At 42.6% G+C, this 23,634-nt stretch carries 23 protein-coding genes and 1 other annotated feature; of the genes, 9 read left to right on the top strand and 14 right to left on the bottom strand.

Translation table 11 applies throughout. The features are described 5' to 3' along the window. Positions 1–20: 20 nt before the first annotated feature. From ANCC_RS06545 to ANCC_RS06530, 4 genes are read right to left on the bottom strand one after another with little or no spacing between them, the layout of a single operon-like run. Positions 21–1,922: a bifunctional 4-hydroxy-3-methylbut-2-enyl diphosphate reductase/30S ribosomal protein S1 gene (locus ANCC_RS06545; protein WP_006568910.1), complete on the bottom strand. Its 1,902-nt coding sequence runs from the start codon at positions 1,920–1,922 to the stop codon at positions 21–23. 3 nt (positions 1,923–1,925) lie between these two features. Further along, entirely contained in the window at positions 1,926–2,588 is a 663-nt protein-coding gene (cmk, locus tag ANCC_RS06540; protein ID WP_006568909.1) for a (d)CMP kinase, read from the bottom strand. 12 nt (positions 2,589–2,600) lie between these two features. Further along, on the bottom strand, positions 2,601–3,821 hold the full coding sequence (locus ANCC_RS06535) for a BaiN/RdsA family NAD(P)/FAD-dependent oxidoreductase (protein ID WP_006568908.1): 1,221 nt from the start codon (positions 3,819–3,821) through the stop codon (positions 2,601–2,603). Between the two features lie 25 nt (positions 3,822–3,846). Further along, positions 3,847–5,187, bottom strand: coding sequence for an MATE family efflux transporter (locus tag ANCC_RS06530; RefSeq protein ID WP_039947089.1), 1,341 nt, complete (start codon positions 5,185–5,187; stop codon positions 3,847–3,849). 108 nt (positions 5,188–5,295) lie between these two features. Between ANCC_RS06530 and ANCC_RS06525 the strand changes: the two genes are divergently transcribed. Both ANCC_RS06525 and ANCC_RS06520 read left to right on the top strand, forming a co-directional pair. After that, a complete protein-coding gene (locus tag ANCC_RS06525) occupies positions 5,296–5,961 on the top strand; it encodes a DUF3298 and DUF4163 domain-containing protein (RefSeq protein ID WP_006568905.1) in 666 nt (221 codons plus the stop codon). 345 nt (positions 5,962–6,306) lie between these two features. Further along, a complete protein-coding gene (locus ANCC_RS06520; protein ID WP_006568904.1) occupies positions 6,307–7,422 on the top strand; it encodes a C45 family autoproteolytic acyltransferase/hydolase in 1,116 nt (371 codons plus the stop codon). Positions 7,423–7,427: 5 nt separating this feature from the next. On the opposite strand, the gene ANCC_RS17505 is transcribed toward ANCC_RS06520, so the two are convergent. The 6 genes from ANCC_RS17505 to queA form a co-directional block, all read right to left on the bottom strand. After that, positions 7,428–7,769, bottom strand: a complete 342-nt coding sequence (locus ANCC_RS17505; RefSeq protein ID WP_156782927.1) for a GyrI-like domain-containing protein — start codon at positions 7,767–7,769, stop codon at positions 7,428–7,430. 20 nt (positions 7,770–7,789) lie between these two features. Beyond that, the gene (locus ANCC_RS17500; protein WP_006568902.1) at positions 7,790–8,122 is read right to left on the bottom strand and encodes a helix-turn-helix transcriptional regulator; all 333 of its coding nucleotides are present in this window, start codon (positions 8,120–8,122) and stop codon (positions 7,790–7,792) included. Between the two features lie 44 nt (positions 8,123–8,166). After that, positions 8,167–8,364, bottom strand: coding sequence for a YwbE family protein (locus ANCC_RS06510; protein WP_006568901.1), 198 nt, complete (start codon positions 8,362–8,364; stop codon positions 8,167–8,169). Positions 8,365–8,373: 9 nt separating this feature from the next. Continuing rightward, positions 8,374–9,102 carry a Fic/DOC family protein gene (locus ANCC_RS06505; protein WP_039947075.1) on the bottom strand — a complete coding sequence of 243 codons (729 nt, stop codon included), beginning with the start codon at positions 9,100–9,102 and terminating at the stop codon, positions 8,374–8,376. Position 9,103: 1 nt separating this feature from the next. Further along, positions 9,104–9,628 carry a DUF6788 family protein gene (locus ANCC_RS06500; RefSeq protein WP_039947073.1) on the bottom strand — a complete coding sequence of 175 codons (525 nt, stop codon included), beginning with the start codon at positions 9,626–9,628 and terminating at the stop codon, positions 9,104–9,106. A 172-nt stretch (positions 9,629–9,800) separates the two neighbouring features. After that, positions 9,801–10,826, bottom strand: coding sequence for a tRNA preQ1(34) S-adenosylmethionine ribosyltransferase-isomerase QueA (gene queA / locus ANCC_RS06495; protein ID WP_009288729.1), 1,026 nt, complete (start codon positions 10,824–10,826; stop codon positions 9,801–9,803). Positions 10,827–11,000: 174 nt separating this feature from the next. Here queA and ANCC_RS06490 point away from each other — a divergent pair, with 174 nt between their 5' ends. Beyond that, positions 11,001–11,354: a hypothetical protein gene (locus ANCC_RS06490; RefSeq protein ID WP_006568897.1), complete on the top strand. Its 354-nt coding sequence runs from the start codon at positions 11,001–11,003 to the stop codon at positions 11,352–11,354. A gap of 86 nt (positions 11,355–11,440) precedes the next feature. Here the strand turns inward: ANCC_RS06490 and ANCC_RS06485 are convergent, their stop codons facing one another. The 4 genes from ANCC_RS06485 to ANCC_RS06470 form a co-directional block, all read right to left on the bottom strand. Next, positions 11,441–13,138 carry an aryl-sulfate sulfotransferase gene (locus tag ANCC_RS06485; protein WP_006568896.1) on the bottom strand — a complete coding sequence of 566 codons (1,698 nt, stop codon included), beginning with the start codon at positions 13,136–13,138 and terminating at the stop codon, positions 11,441–11,443. 161 nt (positions 13,139–13,299) lie between these two features. Continuing rightward, the gene (pheT, locus tag ANCC_RS06480; RefSeq protein ID WP_006568895.1) at positions 13,300–15,720 is read right to left on the bottom strand and encodes a phenylalanine--tRNA ligase subunit beta; all 2,421 of its coding nucleotides are present in this window, start codon (positions 15,718–15,720) and stop codon (positions 13,300–13,302) included. Between the two features lie 54 nt (positions 15,721–15,774). Beyond that, positions 15,775–16,794 (bottom strand): phenylalanine--tRNA ligase subunit alpha, encoded by a 1,020-nt coding sequence (gene pheS / locus ANCC_RS06475; RefSeq protein ID WP_009288732.1) that lies wholly within the window; start codon positions 16,792–16,794, stop codon positions 15,775–15,777. 69 nt (positions 16,795–16,863) lie between these two features. Next, positions 16,864–17,037: a binding site (T-box leader), on the bottom strand. A gap of 53 nt (positions 17,038–17,090) precedes the next feature. Next, positions 17,091–19,436, bottom strand: a complete 2,346-nt coding sequence (locus ANCC_RS06470; protein WP_233458251.1) for a transcriptional regulator — start codon at positions 19,434–19,436, stop codon at positions 17,091–17,093. Between the two features lie 262 nt (positions 19,437–19,698). Between ANCC_RS06470 and ANCC_RS06465 the strand changes: the two genes are divergently transcribed. The 6 genes from ANCC_RS06465 to ANCC_RS06440 are packed head-to-tail and all read left to right on the top strand — an operon-like array spanning position 19,699 to position 23,634. Next, positions 19,699–20,112, top strand: coding sequence for a PTS sugar transporter subunit IIA (locus tag ANCC_RS06465; protein ID WP_006568891.1), 414 nt, complete (start codon positions 19,699–19,701; stop codon positions 20,110–20,112). Then, positions 20,109–20,585, top strand: a complete 477-nt coding sequence (locus ANCC_RS06460; RefSeq protein WP_006568890.1) for a PTS sugar transporter subunit IIB — start codon at positions 20,109–20,111, stop codon at positions 20,583–20,585. Before ANCC_RS06465 ends, ANCC_RS06460 begins: the two co-directional genes overlap by 4 nt. 14 nt (positions 20,586–20,599) lie before the next feature. Then, positions 20,600–21,364 carry a PTS mannose/fructose/sorbose/N-acetylgalactosamine transporter subunit IIC gene (locus ANCC_RS06455; protein ID WP_006568889.1) on the top strand — a complete coding sequence of 255 codons (765 nt, stop codon included), beginning with the start codon at positions 20,600–20,602 and terminating at the stop codon, positions 21,362–21,364. A gap of 12 nt (positions 21,365–21,376) precedes the next feature. After that, positions 21,377–22,201, top strand: a complete 825-nt coding sequence (locus tag ANCC_RS06450; RefSeq protein ID WP_006568888.1) for a PTS system mannose/fructose/sorbose family transporter subunit IID — start codon at positions 21,377–21,379, stop codon at positions 22,199–22,201. A 10-nt stretch (positions 22,202–22,211) separates the two neighbouring features. Continuing rightward, positions 22,212–22,976, top strand: coding sequence for a ChbG/HpnK family deacetylase (locus tag ANCC_RS06445; RefSeq protein ID WP_006568887.1), 765 nt, complete (start codon positions 22,212–22,214; stop codon positions 22,974–22,976). 25 nt (positions 22,977–23,001) lie between these two features. Further along, entirely contained in the window at positions 23,002–23,634 is a 633-nt protein-coding gene (locus ANCC_RS06440; RefSeq protein ID WP_006568886.1) for a beta/alpha barrel domain-containing protein, read from the top strand.

Raw genomic sequence — 23,634 nt, 5'->3', positions numbered from 1 at the left:
GAAACCGCCCCGTCAATCTCTTATTCTGCATCCTCTGCATTGTCATTGAGCAATGCTTTCATGCTCAAGCTGATCTTCTTTTCATCCTTTTTGAAGTCAACGACTTTGGCTGTGATTTCCTGTCCAACGGATAAAACATCAGATGGCTTGTCAATATGTTCCTTGGCAATCTGAGAAACGTGAAGCAGTGCGTCAATGCCTGATTCCAGCTCAACAAATGCTCCGAAATCTGTCATACGTGCGACTTTTCCGTCCACAACATTGCCAACTTTGTATTTCTCTTCTGCCTTTAACCATGGATTTTCCTCTGGGAATTTCAGGCTCAGCGCGATCTTTTCACCCTGGATATCCTTGATCAGTACAGTTACCTTATCACCGATAGAAAATACCTTTTTCGGATTTTCCACACGTCCCCAGGACATCTCTGAAATATGAAGCAGTCCGTCTGCGCCGCCTAAGTCGATGAATGCACCGAAGTCTGTCACGTTCTTGACAACTCCGTCGATCTTCATTCCAGGCTCGATCTTTGCGAATAATTCTTTCTGTTTTTCTTTCTTTGCAGCCACTAACAACTGCTTGCGGTCTCCGATGACTCTTCTCTTTCTCGGGTTAAACTCACTGATGACAAACTCGATTTCCTGTCCGTCGTATTTCTTTAAGTCTCTCTCGTAAGAATCAGATACAAGGCTTGCCGGGATGAAGACTCTCGCCTCATCAATAATCACACTTAAACCACCATCTAAAACCTGAGCCACAGGCGCTTTGAGCACTTCCTTGTTTTCGTAAGCTTCTTCCAGGCGCTTGTTGCCTTTTTCTGCTGCCAGTCTCTTATATGTCAACAACACTTGTCCTTCTCCGTCGTTCACTTTAAGGACTTTTGTCTCCATCGTATCCCCTACTTTGGCGATCGTTGTTAAATCTAAGTTAGCCGCATCATTAGAGTACTCACTGCGTGTCAGGATACCGTCAGCTTTGTAACCGATGTTTAAGATGATCTCATCTGGTTTTACGTCAATGACTGTTCCTTCCACTACCTCTCCGTTACGAATCGTAACTAAACTTTCCTCTAATAATTGTTCAAAACTCTTTTCCGTCATGCTAGCATGAACCTCCTTGATAATTTTCTCTGGGGTGGATGCCCCCGCTGTAATACCTACCTTACCAGTCGATTCAAAAAGTTTCAAATCCAGGTCTTTAAGTGTCTGCACAAAAAAGGTGTTCCCACACTCTTTTTTGCTGATCTCATATAATTTCTGGCTGTTAGAACTTTGTCTGTCGCCAATGACAATCATTGCATCTACATCGTGTGCTATAGATTTTGCTTCCAGTTGACGCTCTTCTGTGGCATTACAAATTGTATTACATACTTCTATATGATAACTCTTTTCCTTGATAATTTCAACTATATCTTGAAATTTATTGTAATTAAATGTCGTCTGTGAAACAACACAGGCCGGTTTGTCTCCGAGTTCGACTCCCGAAAGCCCCTCTGCATCGGAGATCACATGGACTTCTCCGCTGCACCAGCCCCTGATTCCTTCTACCTCGGGATGCTCCGAGCTGCCGATGATCAGGATCTGTTTTCCTTCGGCACTGGCCTTCTCCACGATCCTGTGGATCTTTAAGACAAAAGGACAGGTGGCATCTACCAGATGCAGCCCCTTCTGCCGGATCAGCTCATAAATATCCTTTGCCACGCCGTGGGACCGGATGATCACGGTTCCCTCTGAAATCTGCTCCAGTTCTTTTCTGGAACGGAGGACTTTTACGCCTCTTTGTTCCAGATCGGAGACCACTTCCGAGTTATGGATGATCGGTCCGTATGTATAGACCTGTTCTTTTCCTGCCTCCTCATATACCTTATCCACCGCGCGTCTGACACCGAAACAAAATCCTGCTGTTTTCGCTAAGTTTACTTCCATCTCTTATTTCACCTTTTCAAATTCGCGGATCACCGTATCGGCTACTTCTTCGATCGTCATCCCGGAAGAATCCACGAGAACCGCATCCTCCGCCTGTCTAAGCGGCGCGATGTCTCTGGTCATATCCTGGTGGTCCCTTTTCTTTATATCTTCTTCAATGACAGCAAGATCTGCCTCCTGCCCTTTCTCAATGAGTTCATCATAGCGGCGCTTTGCCCTGACCTCCACGGAAGCCGTCAAATATATTTTTAAATCCGCATCGGGAAGCACATTGGTCCCGATATCCCTTCCGTCCATTAAAATGTCCGCAGTTTTTGCGAGATTTCTCTGCAGATCTAAAAGAGCAGCCCTCACAGAAGGATATGCGGATGTCTTGGATGCCATATTCCCCACTTTCTCCGTCCGGATCTGCCCGGTCACATTTTCTCCGTTTAAAATCACCTGCTGCATCCCGTTCTCATAAGTTATGCTGACTCTTATATCCTTACAGGCAGCGTCAATGGCCGCTTCATCTGTATAATCGATCTGGCTGCGGATAAAATACAAAGCCATGGCCCGGTACATGGCTCCCGTATCCACATAGATAAATTCCAATTTTTTTGCGATTGTTTTTGCGATCGTGCTCTTTCCGGCTCCCGCCGGGCCGTCAATGGCAATACTGTACATATATGATTCCTCCTAATTCATTCCTGCCAGGTATCCTGTGGACCATGCGATCTGAAGATTATAACCCCCGGTCAGCGCATCCAGATCCAACACTTCCCCTGCAAAATATAATCCCTGCACCTTCTTGGATTCCATGGTACTCGGGTTGATCTCTTTTACATCCACTCCGCCGTGAGTGATGATAGCCTCTTTAAACCCTCTCGTACTCGTGACCATAAGAGGCATAGCTTTTAATAGTGCTGTGAGATTCCTCCGCTCATCCTTCGTGATCTCATGAACCTTTTTGTCCTCCGGAATTCCGGATAGTTCTAGGATAACCGGGATCATTTTTTTTGGCAACAGCTTTCCAAGAGAATTTTTGAATTCTTTATTGATATTTTTCTGAAAATCTTTCAGAATTCTCTGATCCAGCTGTTCTTCCGATAAGGCCGGCTTCAGATCGATACAAAATTTTAACTGTTTTCCTTTATACCGCACCGCATAGCTGCTGGCGCTTATGATAATTGGTCCGCTGATGCCAAAATGAGTAAACAGCATCTCTCCGAACTCCTTATAAATCCGTTTTCCGTCTGCATAGAGGGACGCTTCCACATTTTTAAGGGAAAGCCCCTGAAGCCTTGAGCAGACTGTCCCGTCGATATTAAAAGGAACAAGCGCCGGGTCCAGATGAGTCACCTTATGTCCCGTTTTTTTTGCAAATGAGTGCCCGTCTCCGGTGGAACCTGTGGAAGGATAAGAAACGCCTCCCGTTGCGATGACTACCTTGTCCGCCTTCAGCTTTCGCCCGCCGTTTATTTCAACACCACTGACGCTGCCATTCTCCGTCAGAATCTGTCTCACCTCCGTATTCAGCTTAACAGACACCTTTCTTTTGCCAAGTTCTCTCTCCATGGCTCTGATCACGTCTGACGATTTGTCAGACACAGGAAACACACGGTTCCCCCGCTCTACTTTCACCGGACATCCCCATTGCTCCATCCATTCCATCATCTGTTCATTGGTGAAAGAATAAAATGCACTGTATAAAAATTCCCTGTTGGTAACTACATGGCCCATCAGATCTTCGATGTCACCGGCATTGGTCAGATTACACCTGCCTTTCCCTGTAATGAAAAGCTTTTTCCCCAATTTTTCGTTTTTTTCTAATAGGGTGACTCGATTCCCCTCTCCTGCAGAACAGATGGCAGCGATCATTCCCGCCGCACCTCCTCCGACTACGATTACTTCACTCATAAAACTCCTTTATTTACTTGATGATTTATTCTTCCAACAGCAGCCGTTTCTTCCGGCATGCGAAATACAGCAGGCCGAACATATCTGCCAGAGCCCAGCCGATGGGCACCGCCCACCAGATCCCCAGTAGTCCGATGACAGGCACCGATGACAGTGCATAAGCCAGTACAACTCTGCTTCCCAGTGAAATGACCGTCAGCCAGATAGAAACTCCGGAACGGCCCAGGCCCCGGTAAAGCCCATAGAGCAAAAACAAAATGCCGATCCCTGCATAAAAACAGCCCACGATGTGCAGATACTGCACCCCGACAGCGATGATCTCCGTCTCCTGGGGTTTTATAAAAATCAGCATAAGCTGTCTTGCAAAGGCCACGACGATAACAGACGCAGCCGCGCAAAACCCAATAGAAATGAATACCGCTGACCGAAGACCTTGTTTTATCCTGTCTGGTTTTCCCGCTCCATAATTTTGTGCGATATAAGTGGTAAAAGCATTTCCAAAATCCTGTGCCGGCATATAGGCGAAGGCATCAATCTTTACCACTGCGGCAAAAGCTGCGGAAGTAAGAAATCCAAAACTGTTGACTAATCCCTGCACCATCAAAATTCCAAGATTCATGATCGACTGCTGTATAGCTGTCAGAATAGAATTATTAATGATCATACCAAGAAGTTCCCGGCTGTAATACATATGACAGCGTTTTGGACACAAGTCTCCTGCTTTAGAAAAAAAATATACTGTAATCAGTACGGCAGATACCCCCTGGGCGGTTACTGTGGCCCACGCCGCCCCGGCAATCCCCATCCCAAATTTTAAAATAAAAACCACGTCCAGTATAATGTTCAGCACCGCAGAGACAGCCAAAAACACCAACGGTGTCACCGTATTGCCGATGCTGAGGAGTACAGAGCTGAAAAAATTATAGATGCAGACAAAAAAGATTCCAAAAAAAATAATAAATAAGTATTCTTTTGTAAACGGGGCCGCTTCTTTTGGAATGTGAAGCCACACAATCAAATGATCCAGCAGAAGAAATGCTGCTGCCGTAATCACGGCGGAAACCAACATAATAAAGACGAATGCATTGACAATAGATGTCTTCATTCGGTCATGCTCTTTACGCCCATAGAGTTGGGCAAAGACAACGCCGCTTCCCATACAAAGTCCCAGTAAAACAGAAGTCAGAAGAACCATCAGAGCATAGGCCGAACCGACTGCAGACAGTGCGGCAGCACCGATCGTTCTGCCTACAATCAGGGTATCAGCGATATTATATAACTGTTGTAAAAGGTTGCCCACAATCATTGGCAGGCTGAATAATATAATAGAACGGCCAATCCGGCCGTCGGTCAGGTCGACTTGCATCTGTACCCCCATATCTTTTGGTAATTCTGTCAGAAGAAAAAACATTTATATTCATATTTAAAAATTTCCACAAGTATACTGTCAATAATAAAAACTTATGAGGCCCTCATGCAGAAAATCCATAATAAAGTTCTGAAAGATACTATGTTCTATCATGATATCCCAGTACTCACCTATAAGATAAACTATCCTTTTTTTGAAACTACATGCAGTCCGCTGGCAGCCTGCCATATAAACGGTTATTATGCATTAAAGGCTGAAAAAACAGAGAAGAACTGCCGCACAGATCTCTATTCGCAGGCAGTGCAGGCGGCTCAGTATATTCCAGAGAATATACCGCCATTCAACAGCTATGAATTTCTTTCTGATTACCATATAGTTTACAATAAGGGCTGTATCGTAAGTCTTTATACAGATCAGTATTCTTATTCAGGCGGGGCTCACGGAGCAACTGTGCGCAGCTCTGACACCTGGGATTTCCGTATGGGAAGGCAGATAAACCTGACGGAATTTTTTCCCGGAGTACAGGGATTTCCCGAATGCCTTTTCCAACGCATAGAAAAACAGATAGAGGATCGTTTAAAAGAATCCCCAGCCACTTTTTTTGAGGATTACAGCCAGCTTCTCCGTAATAACTTTCATGCTGAAAACTTTTATATAACCCCAGCCGGCTTAGTGATTTATTACCAGCAATATGACATTGCCCCCTATGCATCCGGTATTCCGGAATTCGTCATTCCTTTCAGAAACAGCCGGTCCCCTGAAATTATGTAATCAGCATCGCGTCCGCAGAAAACGAGCGGTGCAGGGACACTTTTCCTACATCGCTTTTCTGTATATTTTATAATAGCCTATTTCAACTGTAAAGTTAATATAAAAGACAAGAAATTTTGTGTTTTTAATCTTCTCATAAACTTAAAATAAATTTCTGATTATCTTTTCACAAATTCTTATATGTCCGCAAAGCCTTATTCTGCAGGCTTTGCGGGCATTTTTACTGTCGGCAGATACTTCACGTTGTAAGAGAAAAATCAAGACGAATTAAATGCGCAAAATATATCATGAATTAAGTTGTCTGCTAATTTATAATATGAATTATATTAAGAAAAGAGGTGCTTTATGGAAAAAGCAAATGTAAGTATTTTTGAATTATGCGGCTCGAATTATGAAATTGGGTATCAGCTTGGGAAAATCGCAATGAACTGCCCTCAATTTGCAGAAATGCAAAAATGCCCACCCGGTGCTTATACGGAAAAACAAGCGGCACAAATGACCGAAATGTTTGATTGTTATTGCCCCGGACTGAACGAAGAATTGCAAGGTTTTGCAGAAGCTATTAAAACAACAAGATTGCAAATGCTTTACTATGCAATGACTTATTTAACGCCCGGTTGTTCTTTGCTTGCTGTACTGCCTAAATTAACAGCAAACGGACATGTAATGGCAGCTCGTAATTATGAGTTTTCTCACAAGATGGAGGACTTTTCCTTCTGCAAGACCAAAGTTACAGGTAAGTATGCTCACATGGGTGGAAGCATGATGCAGTTTGGGCGTGGCGAGGGAATAAATGAATGTGGCCTGATGGCTGCTCAAACATCTTGTGGTATGCCGGTTGGCAATATGGAAGTCATGCGCAGACCCTCTGTTACAGGTTTACAATTTTGGGCGGTCATTCGATCTTTATTAGAAAACTGCAAGAATGTAGAAGAAGCTCTGCAGACTCTAGAAGATATGCCGATTGCCTACAATATCAATCTGATTCTTGCTGATAAAGAGGGGAACGCTGCTTTATTTGAAACATTAGATGGGGTTAAAGCTTTTAGAAAAATTGATGATACTACTGAACAGCAGTATTTACATTCAACCAATCACGCACATTTGCAGGAAATAATTAATCTTGAGCCGATGGCAATGAAACATTCAGTTTGTCGATATAATTATATTGAAAATTTCGTGAATCAATCTCATGGGATAAATACCAGGGATTTAAAGACATTACTTTTATCTAAATATCCTGAGGGATTATGCTGTAACTGGTATGATAATTTCTTTGGCACAATTAAAAGTATGGTTTTTGATGTGACATTGGGTACTGTTGAAATTTGTTGGGGTGGATTAGAAAAAAATGGTTGGAAGACATATTCTTTAGTAAATGATATAAAAGCAGAAAATTTCACAGTTGACATCAAAACTTCCAATTCACAATTTGAGGATGGTGCATTCGTCAAAATATAAAAAGCTTATTTTATAGGAATGTAGATAAGGACATAATTATCTGCGTCTGTATACTCACGTACTTGCCCGTCGTATATTTCATATGATTCACGATTATCTAGTTGAAATTTTGAAGACATTGCCCAAACTCCATAAATATAGTCATAGGATAATACCAGGTTCTGGAGAGAACCGGTATGTGTAAACACCGCATATTTTCCTTTGGACAATGTCTTTTTTTCACAAGATTTTGGTACAGTTGAAAATGCTTCCATTGGTGAGCCTATCATCACTGAAAAACGAACATCATCATTTTCTAAATATGAAGCATTATGACTTTCACATATACTGTAACCAATTGTATTCATATTATGAATTCTACACATTTTCATATATTGAGACCATTTTTTCTATAAACGGTAGGTGACACATGAAATATATTTTTAAAAGCGCGGCTAAATGCTTCTGATGATTCAAATCCGCTGTCTATTGCAATATCTATAATTTTTTGTTTCGAATAAATCAGACTTCTTGAGGCTTCATACAACCTGCGTTTATTTATGTAGCTGCCCACAGATTCACCTAAAACCGCAGTAAACACACGTGTCATATGAAAATATGAATAACCTGCGTGATTTGCAACATCACGCAGCCCTATATCATTATGGAGGTTTGATTCTATAAAATTTACTGCAGTGTCTAAAATGTTTTTTTTACTCATAGATTAAGTCTCCACAAATACCATGGTTTCTTTCATATCCATATCTATCTGATAATCTCCTGTACCCGGCCTACCTGCCCATCCTCAAGCATCACTTTTATGCCATGGGGATGGCAGCTGCTCTTTGTCAATAGCCGAGCTACAATTCCTTCTGTCAGCTTTCCGGTCCGTTGGTCCGCTTTCAGGACAATCTTGACCGCCGCTCCAATCTTCACATCAGACCTGTTTTGTCCGTTCATCATTTTCCGCTCCTATTTTTTGAATTTCTCATGTTCCTGATATTCGTGCGGCCGCTCTTTATAGTCCCGCACCATATAATCGCCAATTTTCTCATATTTCCCAGCAGAATGTGCGCTAGCTTCATCACAAGTTCCCTCATCGTGGAGAATCGCGTCAAAAAAAATATTCTCCAGGTACTCGTACTTTGCATATATCCCCTGCGACGCCCAAACAAGGGCGCCGCGGACATAAGCGGAATGTGCCTTGAATAACTCGTGATCCACCTTAAAGCCGAGCGCCTTGGCAAGCAATACCGCAAAGACGATAACGCTGCGGGTATTGCCCTCCCGAAAGGGATGTGTCTGCCAAATCTGGGCAGTGATCCTTACGATACGGAATACAATGTCATTGTCAGTCTGCCTGTTTCGCTTCAGTTTGGAAATTTCTTTCATAGATGCCGTCAACTGCTTCTTAATTTCCTTGGGATACGCATAGTGCACCGTGTCGCCGCCCAAAACGTCTTCCGGCTTGATCATCTGTATCGTACGGAATTCTCCCGCCCAATCATAAATCTGTCCAAAAATGGTGCGATGAATGTCTTTTAACGTGTCTGTATTGAATTTCTCGTACGTCTGGTTATAGATACCCGTCATTGCTAAATTGGTGATGTCCGCCTCTGCCATATGAAGGAGCTTCGAATCTTTGATGCCTGCAAGATTTATCAGGACATCAGCGTCGTCATATAAATAGGGATCCCGCATTTTACACCTCCACAGAAAAGCCATATCGTTTGAGTGTTGTTTCAAAGACCGATAAGAAAGGTTTGTTTCCGTTTTGCCAAGCCGCAATATCCTGCGCTGTTTGTTCGCTGACAGGAATCCCCTCGACAGCGTTAATAGTATCGGCAAAAGACGAGCTCCTCCTTTTTTGTTCTGCAGTCAAACTGTCCATCCCTGTACTAAGCTTCAAAAGCATGAGTTGGCGGCTGATATTTTTCCCAAGCAGCCCCGCAGCCTGTTCCAGTTCACTGAGCCGGGCTCTCAGCTTTGGTAATTCCGCCTCACATTGTCTGCGGCGTGTAACCTGTTTTGTGATCTCATCAACTTCCTCTTTCTTTAGATACTGACTTGTCAGTTTCCCATCAACTCTGCTCTGAAGATAACAGTAGGTTTTGCCCTTAATCGTCTTTTTTGAAATGTAGCCCTGCACTAATTTCTGTAACTCTATTTCCAACTTCAATTTACGTTCAAGCAAATCTTTATATTCTGATAAGATCATATCTTCCATATGTTTCACACCCCACTTTCGTTTTTCTATTATATCATATTTTAACCTCATAATAAATACTTATTCAAGTTTGTAGGTTATCCATATAAGATGTATCATCTTGTGCTAAAAGCCCGCAAAATCCCAGTATTGTCAGGCTTTTTGCGGGCTCTTGTCCGTTCTAAATTTTTACTCACATTATAAACATCGCATCACCAAAGCTGAAGAAACGGTACCGCTCCTTCACAGCCTCGTCATACGCCTTTAAAATATGCTCTTTTCCCGCCAGTGCAGACACCAGCATTAAAAGTGTAGATTCCGGCAGATGAAAATTAGTGATAAGACCGTCAATGACCTTAAACTTATAACCCGGATAAATAAAGATCTCCGTCCATCCGCTCTTAGGTTCAATAAATCCGTTTTCATCTGCCGCGGATTCCAAAGTTCTTGTGCTGGTCGTACCAACGGAAATGATCCTTCCGCCTTCTTTTCTGGTTTTATTGATTTTTTCTGCTGCCTCTTCATCTACAACATAAAATTCAGAGTGCATATGATGTTCTGTGACATCTTCCACCTTCACAGGACGGAACGTTCCAAGCCCCACATGCAGAGTGACATAGGCAAGCCGTATTCCTTTTTCTTCGATCTCTTTCAGCAGTTCCTTTGTAAAATGCAGCCCTGCTGTCGGCGCCGCCGCAGACCCTTCGTGTTTGGCGTATACGGTCTGATACCGGTTCTTATCCTTCAGCTGATGAGTGATGTACGGAGGCAGAGGCATCTGTCCCAGCTCGTCCAGCACTTCCTCAAAAATCCCATCAAACTCGAACTTCACGAGACGGTTTCCTTCGTCCACAATGTCCGTAACCTCACCGACAAGTTTCCCCTGTCCAAAAGAAATTCTCGTCCCCGGCTTCGCCTTCCTTCCCGGTTTTACAAGTGTTTCCCACGTATTGTCCTGTTTTCTTTTTAAGAGCAGGACCTCGATTTTCGCACCTGTTCCCTCTTTTTCACCAATCAGCCGGGCAGGGATAACCTTCGTATCGTTTAACACAAGGCAGTCTCCTCTTTTCAGATAACCGGCAATATTCCGGAAACCCTCGTGTCTTATCTCCCCTGTTTCTTTGTCTAACACTAATAATCTTGAACTTGAACGGTCGGTCAGCGGATCCTGTGCGATCAGCTCTTCCGGCAGGTCAAATGTAAAATCTGATGTTTTCATAATTGCTCCTGTTTTCTCTAATTTCTTTTCAATAGGATAGTATAGCATTAAAAACAAAGCGCCGCAATGCAGAGCCCGGTTTTCTTTGATTTCCTATTGACCTGGTATTATTGCAATTCTTCTTAAATAAGAGTAAAATAAAATCAAAACCGGACGACAGAGGAGGTTCCCATTATGAAAAAAGATGTATTAGATTTTGTTGTAGAAAAAACCCGCGAACTAATCGATTCTCCTACATGCAGCAGTGAAACCAGAGATGCGGCTAACACCTGGCTGGATTCTGTGGGCACCGAAGCGGAGACAGAGGAAACAAAAAAATACATTGCCGAGTTGGAAGAAGATATTATGCCCATTGACACTTTGATCGGTTTTGCAGAGTCCGAAGCCGGAGCTCAGGTTTTCGGGGCAGACAAAGCAAAAGATGTTGCGGCACATGCCAGAGAGATCAAGGCGGAAGGCGCCGAATACTGCGACTGCCCTGCCTGCGCAGCTGCAGCCGCCATCCTGGAAAAGAAAGACCAGCTCTAGGAAAACAACCAAAAATACATAACTCCAATAAAACCCGGATATGCAGCATAACCTCTGCATATCCGGGTTTTTGTGTCATTCAAAAACTATTCCCTGAATAAATATCCTTCAAAATCATACTTCATAACACGGTAAGAGTACTTGTCCGCATCGTAGTAGAAGGAATAAATGAGTTTTCCGTCCTTGTCATATTCTCCGAATGTTTTGCTGGTACCGCTTCCAAAAGAAATATTATTCTTCAGGTGTTCAACACTGCTGACGATCGGAGAGTAAGGGATCGAAAAGGACTGCACCAGTTTATAAGTCCTCTTGTTTTCATCCACGAGATACTTATAATACATAGACTTCTCCCCTTCTTTCATTGTTCCGGTTCCTGGGAACATACTCCAGTCAAAATTCTTGATCGTGGCAGAATATCCGTAATTATTATTGAACATGTAGAGATAATACTGGCCTTTCGGAAGTGACTTATCATGTTCCACCGAAATTGTATGCTGTCCCGCCTGGCCAACAAAATTTCCTTCTTTTTTCAGCAGATATTTCTGATAATCCGTTCCATTATAGACCGTGCCTCCATGGATCAGATAATCCACTTCCGGTTTTTCAAACACATTTTTCATCTTAATAAGCGTGCTCTGCTCCCTGCTGCTGAAAATCATACTGTCATCATCGATCATATTCATGGAGTTTAAATGAAGCCAGTCAAGTCCCGTTCCTCCATAAGTGTTTTTCTTCGGGCGGTATGCCAGAAGCCGCATGGTCTTAAAATAGTCTTCAAAATCAATCAGTTCCTTTACTTCTCCCGTCTTTACATCAACAGAAATTACAATGTCCTCAATGGTATCCTGTTTTTTGTCATTGACGAGGCAGATAAATTTATTTTGTTTTTCTGCATAAAGAAAGTCATGATGAAATTCATAATTTTCTCCAAGATCATAAGTCTTTGTGACTTTCCCCAGCCTGTTGACCATGGCGATCTTGTTAAAGTCGTAAGAGTAAGCCATATCATCGCCGATGAAAAGCAGACGGTCTGTGCGGTAGTCATTTAAAGGCATCCTTCCCCGGTTTACTCCATTGTTATCATAGAGATAAATGTTTGCATTCTGTGCCTTATCATGTCCAAGCAGTGCAAACAGTCCATCTTCCATTTTTTGTTCGGAACTTCCCTTGGACTTTTTCAAAATTCTAGGAATCACATCGTCTTCAGGTATATCCACATAGAAATACTGTTTTTCCACAGCCCTGTTTTCTTCATTGAAAAACTCCATCGTCACCTTATTCCGGGTGCCTGCGGACAGGCCTATGATCTGGTATTCATGGGTCGTGCTGTACTTTTTCTTGCTTTTCAATTTATGCTTGTATACAGCTGCCCCGGCATTGGGCGCTTCAACCGTACACACAGCATAGGAAGCACGGTCGGTTTTTCCGTAATAATACAGAGCCGTCGTATTTGTCCCATAGGCATTCTGGATTACCATTGGCTTTTGGATGGTATAGTTTTTCTTCTTCTGTTTGTCAATCTGATCCTGGGATTCTTTCTGGTAAGCTTCTGTAAACACATCCTTTTCCTTGTGTTTAAGTGTCATAGGCTTTACTTTGATCTCTCTTAGTTTTACGCTTTTAAAGAACTGTTCTTCTTTGTAATTCGCATAAACACGGTATCCCAAGAAACCAGCTGTCAAAAGAACCAGAACCGCCAGAATGCAAACGATGACTTTTTTCTTCCTGTGTTTCTTGCCCTCGGTCTCCTGCATTTCTTCGATCATTCCTTTCAAATAGCTCATTTCTCATATCCTCCTGTGACATTTTCAACGGTATTATAACACATTTCCATAATATATGTAACTATTTTGTAATAAATTTAACACAAAAGAAAAGAAGAGTAGAAATATATGCAGAATCCGCACTCTCTCTACCCTTCTTATTATTTCCTCTTATTTCCCGCTTATGCCCTCAGTTCAATGCCTAATGTCTTTAATTCTTCTAAAATCTTATCAACGATCTTATTAACCTCTGCTTCCTCCAGTGTCCTGTCCTGAGCACGGAAGGTCAGGGAATATGCCACAGACTTATATCCTTTTTCGATCTGGTCGCCCTCATACACATCGAACAGTTCAAAGCCTTCCAGCAGTTTTCCTCCCTTGTCTCTGAAGATTTTTTCGATCTGTCCAACGAAGATCTCCTTTTTCACCACCATACTGAGATCCCTCTTCATCGCAGGGAATTTTGCCACCCCGGTATATTTGCGGTCAAAGGTCGCCTGTTCCGTAAGAACCGGCATATCTATGACGGCCACATAGACTTCCCCTTTCATTCCGTAGTTTTCTGCGGCCTGTGGATGCATCTGTCCGATATATGCGGCCTTTTGTCCTCTGATCAGCACATCTGCCTGACGGCCCGGATGCATGAAAGGATGCTCCCTGGTCGGAATATATTCGGACGCTCCGCCGAGTCCGAGATCTTTCAAAATATCTTCCAGCACTCCCTTAAGCGTAAAGAAATCGCCGTCTCCGTACATTCCCAGAGTCAGCTGCATCCGCTCCTCCGGAAGTTCCGTGAGGGGAAGAGCCTTTGGAATATAAATATTTCCGAACTCGTAAAGACGAACATTCTGATTTCTGTGGCTGTAATTATTGGCCAGAGACGTCATCATGCCGTTCAGTGAAACAGTTCTCATGATACTGAAATCTTCACCCAGCGGATTGGAAATTTTAATTGCTTCCCGCTCTTTTGCGCCTTCCGGAATCAGCAGCATATCAAACACTTTCGGGCTCTCAAAAGAGTAGCACATTCCTCCGCTGAATCCATTCTGCTCAGCAGACTCTCTCGCAATATCCTCCACACGGATCTTAAACGGCTTTTTCCCCGCAGTCGCTTCTCCTCTCGGCAGAGTGACCGGAATGTTGTCGTATCCGTAGAATCTTGCCACTTCCTCTGCCAGATCCGCCATACAGTTCAAATCCTGCCGGAAAGAAGGAATCCGTAATTGGTTGGAATTCATATCATATTCCACATCAATACGCCTGAAATATTCGATCATCTCTTCCATAGAAATATTCGTTCCGAGCAAAGCATTGATCTTATCCACTTCCAAAGGAAGACAAACCGGCTGTTTTGGTTCCGGATAGACATCCACTGCCCCTCCGATCACTTCTCCTGCTCCCAGTTCCTCGATCAGCTGGCATGCACGGTCCATAGCCGCCATGGCATTTTCCGGGTCCAGCCCTTTTTCAAACTTGCTGGAAGCGTCAGTCCGAAGTCCGATCCTCTTTGAGGACAGACGGATGTTTGTTCCGTTAAAACATGCAGCTTCAAATAAAAGTGTTTTAATATCATCTGTGACCATGGAATTTTCTCCGCCCATGATACCGGCGAGTCCAACCTCTTTTTCACCATCACAGATCATGAGGACATCACTGTCTAAATTCCGTTCTTCACCGTCAAGAGTCGTAAATTTGTCTCCGTCCTTTGCCCTCCGCACGATGATCTCATTTCCAGCTATGGTATCCAAATCATAGGCGTGCATCGGCTGTCCGTATTCTTCCATCACATAGTTGGTGATATCTACCAGATTGTTAATCGGACGGATTCCCATAGCTGCAAGTCTTCTCTGCATCCATTCCGGCGACGGTGCCAGTTTGATATTTTTCACAACCCTTGCCGTATAACGCGGACAAAGATCGGTGTCCTCTACGGTTACTTTGATAAAATCATTGACGTCTTCGCCATTGCCTGTCTTTGTAACGACCGGCGGATGAAATTCCTTCCGAAAGGTCGCCGCAGCTTCTCTGGCCATACCGATCATACTGAAACAGTCCACACGGTTTGAGGTAATCTCAAATTCCACCACCTGGTCGCGGAGTCCCATGGCTTCCACCGCATCGTCTCCCGGTTTTACATCTTTCTGGAAGATATAAATTCCCTCTTCCGGTGCTTCGGGATACATATCTCTGCTTGTTCCCAGCTCTTCCACGGAACACATCATGCCAAAGGATGGCACTCCCCGAAGCTTTCCTTTTTTGATTTTAATTCCCTCTTCCGGGTTTGGGCTTCCGTCATGGCCGCCGGCCACTTTCCCCCCTGCTAAAACGACCGGTACCAAATCACCCTCAGAAACATTCTTTGCTCCGGTGACGATCTGGACATTTTCCGTCCCCACATCCACCTGACAAATGATCAGTTTGTCGGCATCCGGATGCTTCTCTATGGAAAGAATTTTTCCCACTACGATCTTTTCCAGATTTTTATCTAATTCTTCATAGCATTCCACATTGGACCCGGAAAGTGTCATCTTGTCTACATATTCCTGTATCGTACAGTCAAGATCCGGCACATATGCCCTGATCCAAGAAATTGGTGTATTCATTCTCTATTCTCCTTCAAAATCTAAATATATTCACTTGCCTTTGCCGCCCGAAAGTTAAAACTGGCTCAAAAATCTCTTATCGTTTTCATACAGCAGGCGCATATCGTCAATCTCATACTTCAGGAGCGCCACACGTTCCAGACCGATTCCGAATGCAAATCCTGAATAAACTTCCGGGTCGATCCCGCAAGCCCGCAGAACATTCGGGTGCACCATACCACATCCGAGAATCTCGATCCATCCGCTGCCCTTGCACATACGGCATCCTTTCCCTCCGCACTTAAAGCAAGTGATGTCCACTTCCGCACTCGGCTCTGTGAATGGGAAGTGATGGGGACGGAATTTCACCTTTGTCTCCGGTCCGAAAAACTCTGTGGCAAACTGCTGAAGGGTTCCCTTTAAGTCCGCAAAGGTGATTCCCTTGTCCACGACCAGACCTTCGACCTGGTGGAATGACGGTGAATGGGTGGCATCCACCTCGTCAGAGCGGAACACCCGTCCCGGAGCAATCATACGGATCGGCATCTGACCGGTCTCCATGACCCGTGCCTGTACCGGTGAAGTCTGGGTGCGCAGAAGAATATCCTTTGAAATAAAGAAGGTATCCTGCTCATCTTTTGCCGGATGGTTTTCCGGGATATTGAGCATCTCGAAATTATACTTATCGTATTCTACCTCCGGTCCTTCCACGACTTCATAACCCATTCCGATGAATACCCGTTCCAAGTCTTCAAGAGCAATCTGGTTCGGATGGCGGTGTCCTTTCTCATGGACTTTCCCCGGAAGCGTCACATCAATAACTTCTGTTTTGAGCTTTTCTTCCATAATCTTTTTCTTAAGAAGAGCCATCTCCTTTTCCAATGCCTGTTCTACGGCTGCCCTCGTGTCATTGACCATCTGTCCGACCATCGGACGTTCTTCTTTGGCAACATTCTTCATGCCTTTTAATACCTGGGTAAGTTCTCCCTTTTTGCCCAGAACCGCTATCCTGATATCATTCAGAGTGTCCATGGCATCTGCTGTGTTGATCTTCTCCAAGGCTTCTTTTTTAATCGCCTCAAGTTTCTCCTTCATAATCACTTCTCCTTGTTTTATAATCTGATCTAATAGAATGAAAAAAATCCCATCCCTTATATAAAATATATAAGGGACGGGAATCATCTCGCGGTACCACCCTAATTCCAGGAAAAAACGACCTGGCTCTTAGTCTCCTGCGTAACGTGCAGATAACGTTATCCCCTACTGTTCTTTCAGGGATACGACTCCGGTGTGAAATTCGGGAAAGACTTCCTTACTGTGCACCTTCTCTGTCTTTATCATTCCTTATTTTATCACACAAAAGCGGAATGTCAAGACGGAAAACCGATTCTTTATCTCTCCCATAAGCTCTGCAGCGCACTGTGGAAAACAGCCTCATACAGAATCTGATAATCCTTCATGGTAAATGCAGATACATGAAAATCAGGCGAGGACAGCTCCTGTATTTTCTCCTGGATGACCTCTAAGACAGCATAATCAATATCCATGTGATCCATGACATTTTTAGAAAAATCAAAATTATGTTTCTTCTGAAATAAGATACAGTTTGCATGAAAAAGGAATTCAAAGATCAGGCTGTTATTTAACTTGATATCAAGCTTCTTTGCAATTGCTCTCAGAGCACGAAAAAATAGTTCATTCGTTGTAAACGTATTGATTCCGGGGGTAAGCTTGGACGCAAACAAGAGATGTTTATCTGCGGATCTTAAAGTATAACTCTTTAACTGGTTGTCTTTTAATATCTTCATCTCATCATTCTGGCTTATTAACAGGTTTGGGATGATGGAAATAATACTGGCATTTTTCTTCACAGACAGCTTTAAAATCTCTTTCACCAGAATAAAGGAATGAAACTGGACATTATAAGACAATACCTTCGTCTTAGGAAAAAAGTAATTGGTAATGGTTTGTTTCATATCCGCGTCTGATAAGATCAGGACCCCCTGTCCCCGATTAATACTGACCGCAAATTCATATAAATTCTCAAGGTTCGTTCGTGTCTCATTTCTTTTTCCGGATAAAACAGCAGGAAAGGTATGAATGATTCTCCGGTCAAAGAATAAATTGAAGAGATTTGCGTAATTGCTTGCCAACAAATGATATTTTGAGGTAATAATCACAGGAATATGGATATCACTCATGATTAAGTGGGCATATGCCAGTATAGATTGGATCATTTTTTCTTGGGTTTTTGACAGTTTGCAGTGGTTTGTCTGTGCTAATTGAATCAGATTGTTTAACAGTGCTTTCATCTGTGGTGTTTGAATGTCCATAGAAGGGGTTTCCTTCACAATATCCAGACTTTTATCTTTCCGGAATACAGACAGAATCATATGTTCCACTTTTTCTTTTAAAAATGGGTCCTGGCAGAATACACTTTTATTGAATGCCTTTGTGATCCCTGAAATAAGCCTATCGCCGGAATAACTGTTCTCAGATACAGCGGCAGTCACCCTGGAACAGATCAGCAGCTGCTTTGTAAAATAATCTGAAACTATATTTTTTGTTTCAGCCAAAAGCTCATTGGAGTTAAGAAACAATTTATCAAAATCAATTTCTCCGTTTGGTCTGATTTGTATCTTGTCAGGGATCTCTGCCTTTAGTTCTGGAATGGATTTTATAATTTCATCCCTTTCACTATCAAGCAAAACCGATGCATCTAACATAAGTTCATTGTTTTTACCTGCAGTACTTGATGTATAGAGAATCCTTGAAATTGTATATAAAATCTCATTTTCTAATTGATGCAGATTGCTGCACTTATGTAAAACCAGCTGAATGAACTGGGAAGATACAAACATTGTTTTATCTAAACGGTTGCTCTCTTTTTGGATCATACTCAATAGAATCGAAATCAATTCTGATTGCGGCCGGTCTTTTGCGGAAGGAAAGTTCAGGATGACAGGACTGATGGAATGAAGCAGGTCTGACTGTAATTCTGATGCCCCGATAAAGGCAATCATCGGCGCGTCTTTTTTATTTTTATATTGAATTTCAAGAGAATGTACAAAACCGCTTAAGACTTCAGCGTCTACGTTTTTTTGAACAAACTCGATTGCCAGGATAAAAATATTATGATCCTTTTCCATCATCTCTATGGTCTTTCTTAGATTGACGTAGATATCGCTGAATTCGATATAATAAACCGATGATTCCCGGGAAGCCAATCCCAACATTTTTGCACGGTTTAACATTTCTTCTAAGAAAAACTTCTTCCCCGTCCCAGCTTCCCCCTGCATAAAAAAGATCTTAAAGAAATATTTGGGGAGATAAAACACAGGCAGGATTCTGGTTACAGCTTCATATAAGGACCCATTTTGCTGACTTCCGACCATAGAAAATGACTGGACGATGGTCTGTTCTTTTGTAGGTACGTCATATCGGATGAAGTCTGAAATAGTTTCATTTTTATTCAATGTATCAGGGATGGATGCAAAAGGAAAAGAGTTCCGGATGATCTCTCTTGAAATAAAAGTGGTGGGGCGTCCTGCCTTCTTGATTAATTTTCCTTCTTTGTGCAGATCATTTAGGATACGTGACACGTTTGTCCTGTCAATATATAAATCCATCGACAGAATAAGCGCATTGCATTTTTCAAAGGTAAAATTATGATGATTGATGCTTTGCAAGGTTTCTTCTTTTAAATAGGATAAAATCTTCTCTTTGTTCGTAGACATGGCCATATCTCCTGCGTATATTTGGTGCTGATTACGGTGTTTCTATAACACACACAAATTGAATCAGATGTAATTAATATACACTTATCATACACGAAACTTAAAATTTACGCAAAATCCACAGTAAAAAACTCAAATAGAGTGTAAATTAAGTGTGTATATAAAAAATTTGCGTATATAAAGATTGTGGGTTAGGATATGCCCAAGTGATGTAAGCGCATACAGAACGAATTACCATATTAACGGATAAAGGAGGATGTAGATGACAGACATTATAGTGGCGACACACGGGGGACTTGCAGAAGGTATGATCGATGCATTGGAACTTATGATAGGGAAGCAGGAAAATATATGGTTTCTTGGATTGCGGCATGAGGACAGTATTGATACTTTTATCAAAAGGGTCGATTCTTTTGCCGCGGACACAGATCACGATATCTTATTCATGACAGACTTATTAGGAGCCAGCCCATACAATGCCGCAGCCCAGGCGATTCATCATAACAGGGATAAACATGTTATCTGTGTGTCGGGAATTAATCTATCTATGCTGGTGGAAGCAGCTTTGAAAAGAAACGATATGAAATTGGATGAGCTGGCAGATTATCTTGTTGAGACCGGAAAACAGGGAATTGCCAAATTATCATTAAATATGGAGAGAGGAGGGACATTATGAGCAAAATAGTATTATCACGGATTGATGACCGTTTGATTCACGGCCAAGTCATGACAGCATGGGTCCAGCATGTGGGAGGGAATGAAATTGTGATTGTAGACGACAAAGTCGCAAAGGATCCATTTTTAAGTGCAGTCATTACAGGTGCAGTACCAAAGCACCTAAACGCTCAGGCAATGACCATTGACGACGCCGCAGAGTATTTAGAAAAGATAAAAGATAAGGATAAAAACATCATTCTTTTAGCAAAGGGACCCAAAGTTTTTCTGGATTTGCTTGAAAAAGGTGTCCAAGTAAAAGAAATCAATTTAGGCGGAATGGGTTCTACTCAAGAACGAAAAAAATTATATAAAAATATTTCAGCAAGTGATAAAGAGAGAGATATGTTGAAGCAATTGTCAGCACAACATATACATGTGTATATTCAGGTCGTGCCAAATATGGAAACTGTAGAGATAAATAAAATACTTTAAGCGGAGGGAGAAACATGCATATTTCAATTTTACAGGCAGTTTTGATTGGCCTGGTCTACTATTTGGGAGCAAATGGGACACCATGGCTTACTGTTAACATGAGCTGGGCGCTGAGAAGGCCTTTAATATCCGGAATCCTGGTTGGTCTTATCTTAGGCGATCCTGTCAAAGGCTGTATGGTCGGTGCGGCGATCAATGTAACCTATCTTGCACAGATTACGGCAGGCGGCGCCCAGACCATGGATGAGGGCCTGGCGGGAACTGTCGGAACAGCACTGGCAATCATTTCAAATGCGTCCACAGGAGTCGCAGTGACACTTGCAGTACCGATTTCCTTGCTGGGCAACTTGTTATGGATGATTTATATGACAGGGGATATTTTCATTGTCCATAGAACCGATAAAATTGCGGAGACAGGAGATGTAAAGAAAATTATTTTCTATAACATCGTTCCTTCCCAGATTTTTAAGTGTATCATTTATACCATTCCGGTAGCAATTGCCGTATATAGCGGGTCAGGTGTTATTACAAGTATGCTGCAGGCATTAAAAGGGACACCAGTGATTGATGTATTGACTACGATCGGGACAATTCTTCCTGCCCTTGGTATTGCAATGAATTTTAAAGCCATCTTATCTAACGCTGGGGCAAAAGCATACTTATATCTGCTGTTAGGTTTTATTTTATCTATTTATATCAACCTGCCACTGGTGGTCATCGGTATTTTAGCAGTGATTATAGCACTTTTACAGAACAGCGAAAGTTCAGCTTTAAGTTAGGGAGGAATCAACATGGAAACCATAGAAAAAAAGAGATTAAGTAAAAAAGATATCATTAAGTCCTATCTGATCTGGACATTCTTCAGCCATTCAACCTACAACTATGAACGAATGCAGGCTTCCGGGGTGCTGCATACTCTGGCGCCGAGTCTGGAAAAATTATACGGAAAAGAGACACAGGAATTAAAAGACGCATGCAAACGACACATGGAGTTCTTTAATACAGAACCGAATGTAGGAGGCTGTATCTTAGGGATTACTCTTGCCTTAGAAGAGCAAAAAGCAAACGGTGAAGATGTAGACGAAGAAATGATCTCAAGCATCAAAACAGGTTTGATGGGACCTCTGGCAGGTATCGGCGACACAATCTGGCAGGGAACGTTATCCCCCATAGCATTGGGTATTATCCTTGGTATGGCAAAGGCCGGCAACTTCTTAGGACCGATCATCTACTTATTGATCATTGGTGTTGTGTTATTCGGTCTTGGTTACTTATCCTATACCAAAGGTTACTATATGGGACGCGAAGGAATCGGAAAGATCATCGGAAGCGGTTTATTAAACAAAGTAACCGAAAAAGCAACCATCGTCGGGGCAACTGTACTGGGAGGACTGGTGGCATCTTATGTAACTGTGTCCTGCGGATTAAAGTTAAATTTAAGCACAGGTACACTGGACGTGCAGACTGCGGTATTTGACAGTATCTTAAAAGGTATACTGCCGTTGGGAATCACTCTATTAACTGTATTTATGTTGAGAAAAAAAGTCAATGTAAACATCATATTGCTGGTGCTGATCCTAATTGGCACAGTGGGAACACTGATCGGATTCTTTTAGAGGATAAACCATGAAAATTATACTAAATGCTGACGATTTTGGATTGACCCATGAAGCGAATCTGGGAATCGCAAAAGCCTTCAATGAAGGTTTTTGCTCCCAGGCTTCTGTCGTGACCAACACGAATTATTTTGATGAGGCAGTGTCCCTGGCAGAAAAAAATAACTTTAAGCACAAGGTCGGCTTACATATCAATCTGTTCGACGGGACACCGTTAACCTCCGGGATTAAAAAGCTGAAACAATATGCCAGATCAGATCTGTTTGATTATCACCCCGATTTTCTGCACCGGGTTACACCAATGTACGCAGATGTCATCGCAGAGGAAATAGAAGCACAGATCCAAAAGTATTTAAGCGGAGGTTTTTCTCTAATGAATATAGACTCCCACCACTGTGCATTTTATGATATTCCGGTTCTTTACGGATTGATACCCTTGTTAAAAAAATACAAATTTGAATCTGTCCGTTACATTGGAAACAGTTTTTTTAACGGGAGTAAATGGCGGCATTTCTACGGCACCCAGTGGAAGAAAAAAATGAATCAGCTGCACCTTCGTCATACAGACTATTCCAGCAGTGTGGCCACCTTTGATAAAAACCGCAAGAGCAGGAATCCCCAGCTTATGAAAGAAAAGAAGGCAGAGGTATACGTTCATCCTGTCTTGGTCGAGGGTTATTTTATTGATAACTACACAGGCGGTACGCATCTTGAAGATAGTTTCAAAAAGGCTAAATTAGACAAAATGAAATTTATTACATCCAGAGACTTATAACTTATAAAAGAAAGAAGAGATAAAAATGAAAAAGGAAGAAATTATTTTAGGAATCAAAAAAACCGGCTTAATGGCAATCGTCCGGGTGGATACTGTGGAACGTGGTTATGAGATCGCTCAGGGATGCCTGGATGGCGGAGTCAATGTTCTTGAAATCAGCTATACCAACAACAACGCCGGAGAAGTGATCTCTGCTTTAAAAAAGAAATATAAGGAGGATCTTCTGGTCGGCGCAGGCACCGTCCTGGACGGAACAACGGCCCGCCTTGCAATTATGAGCGGGGCACAATTTATCATTGCCCCTTGTTATGACGACGGTGTCGCGCAAATTTGCAACTTATACCAGATTCCATATGCACCGGGATGTACTTCTTATACGGAAATGTTGACGGCATTAAAGGCAGGCGCATCCTTTATAAAGGCATTTCCAATCTCCAATTACTACGGCCCCAGCTTAGCTAAAGTGGTAAAAGTCCCATGCCCCCAGGTGCCGGTCATGGCATCAGGCGGAGTTGACTTCGACAACCTTGCAGAGTGGTTTGACAGCGGAGCTGACTGCGTTGGCCTGGGCGGATTACTTACCAAAGGTTCCACAGAGGAAATTGCGGCAAACGCAAAAAAGCTGCGTGATATTGTAACAGACGTAAGAAAAGGATGA

Origin of the sequence: Anaerostipes caccae L1-92 (assembly GCF_014467075.1) — a bacterium.
Taxonomy (GTDB): domain Bacteria; phylum Bacillota; class Clostridia; order Lachnospirales; family Lachnospiraceae; genus Anaerostipes; species Anaerostipes caccae.
This window is presented reverse-complemented; position numbering and strand designations above follow the sequence as displayed.

Coding starts and splice junctions, on each gene's coding strand:
- ANCC_RS06470 (WP_233458251.1), bottom strand. CDS start 19,436: ATGTCTACGAACAAAGAGAAGATTTTATCCTATTTAAAAGAAGAAACC.
- ANCC_RS06450 (WP_006568888.1), top strand. CDS start 21,377: ATGGAAACCATAGAAAAAAAGAGATTAAGTAAAAAAGATATCATTAAG.
- ANCC_RS06500 (WP_039947073.1), bottom strand. CDS start 9,628: ATGGAAGATATGATCTTATCAGAATATAAAGATTTGCTTGAACGTAAA.
- ANCC_RS06510 (WP_006568901.1), bottom strand. CDS start 8,364: ATGATGAACGGACAAAACAGGTCTGATGTGAAGATTGGAGCGGCGGTC.
- ANCC_RS17500 (WP_006568902.1), bottom strand. CDS start 8,122: ATGAGTAAAAAAAACATTTTAGACACTGCAGTAAATTTTATAGAATCA.
- ANCC_RS06505 (WP_039947075.1), bottom strand. CDS start 9,102: ATGCGGGATCCCTATTTATATGACGACGCTGATGTCCTGATAAATCTT.
- ANCC_RS06520 (WP_006568904.1), top strand. CDS start 6,307: ATGGAAAAAGCAAATGTAAGTATTTTTGAATTATGCGGCTCGAATTAT.
- ANCC_RS06445 (WP_006568887.1), top strand. CDS start 22,212: ATGAAAATTATACTAAATGCTGACGATTTTGGATTGACCCATGAAGCG.
- ANCC_RS06485 (WP_006568896.1), bottom strand. CDS start 13,138: ATGAGCTATTTGAAAGGAATGATCGAAGAAATGCAGGAGACCGAGGGC.
- ANCC_RS06525 (WP_006568905.1), top strand. CDS start 5,296: ATGCAGAAAATCCATAATAAAGTTCTGAAAGATACTATGTTCTATCAT.
- ANCC_RS06545 (WP_006568910.1), bottom strand. CDS start 1,922: ATGGAAGTAAACTTAGCGAAAACAGCAGGATTTTGTTTCGGTGTCAGA.
- ANCC_RS06460 (WP_006568890.1), top strand. CDS start 20,109: ATGAGCAAAATAGTATTATCACGGATTGATGACCGTTTGATTCACGGC.
- queA (WP_009288729.1), bottom strand. CDS start 10,826: ATGAAAACATCAGATTTTACATTTGACCTGCCGGAAGAGCTGATCGCA.
- ANCC_RS06530 (WP_039947089.1), bottom strand. CDS start 5,187: ATGCAAGTCGACCTGACCGACGGCCGGATTGGCCGTTCTATTATATTA.
- cmk (WP_006568909.1), bottom strand. CDS start 2,588: ATGTACAGTATTGCCATTGACGGCCCGGCGGGAGCCGGAAAGAGCACG.
- pheS (WP_009288732.1), bottom strand. CDS start 16,794: ATGAAGGAGAAACTTGAGGCGATTAAAAAAGAAGCCTTGGAGAAGATC.
- ANCC_RS17505 (WP_156782927.1), bottom strand. CDS start 7,769: ATGAATACAATTGGTTACAGTATATGTGAAAGTCATAATGCTTCATAT.
- ANCC_RS06535 (WP_006568908.1), bottom strand. CDS start 3,821: ATGAGTGAAGTAATCGTAGTCGGAGGAGGTGCGGCGGGAATGATCGCT.
- ANCC_RS06465 (WP_006568891.1), top strand. CDS start 19,699: ATGACAGACATTATAGTGGCGACACACGGGGGACTTGCAGAAGGTATG.
- pheT (WP_006568895.1), bottom strand. CDS start 15,720: ATGAATACACCAATTTCTTGGATCAGGGCATATGTGCCGGATCTTGAC.
- ANCC_RS06490 (WP_006568897.1), top strand. CDS start 11,001: ATGAAAAAAGATGTATTAGATTTTGTTGTAGAAAAAACCCGCGAACTA.
- ANCC_RS06455 (WP_006568889.1), top strand. CDS start 20,600: ATGCATATTTCAATTTTACAGGCAGTTTTGATTGGCCTGGTCTACTAT.
- ANCC_RS06440 (WP_006568886.1), top strand. CDS start 23,002: ATGAAAAAGGAAGAAATTATTTTAGGAATCAAAAAAACCGGCTTAATG.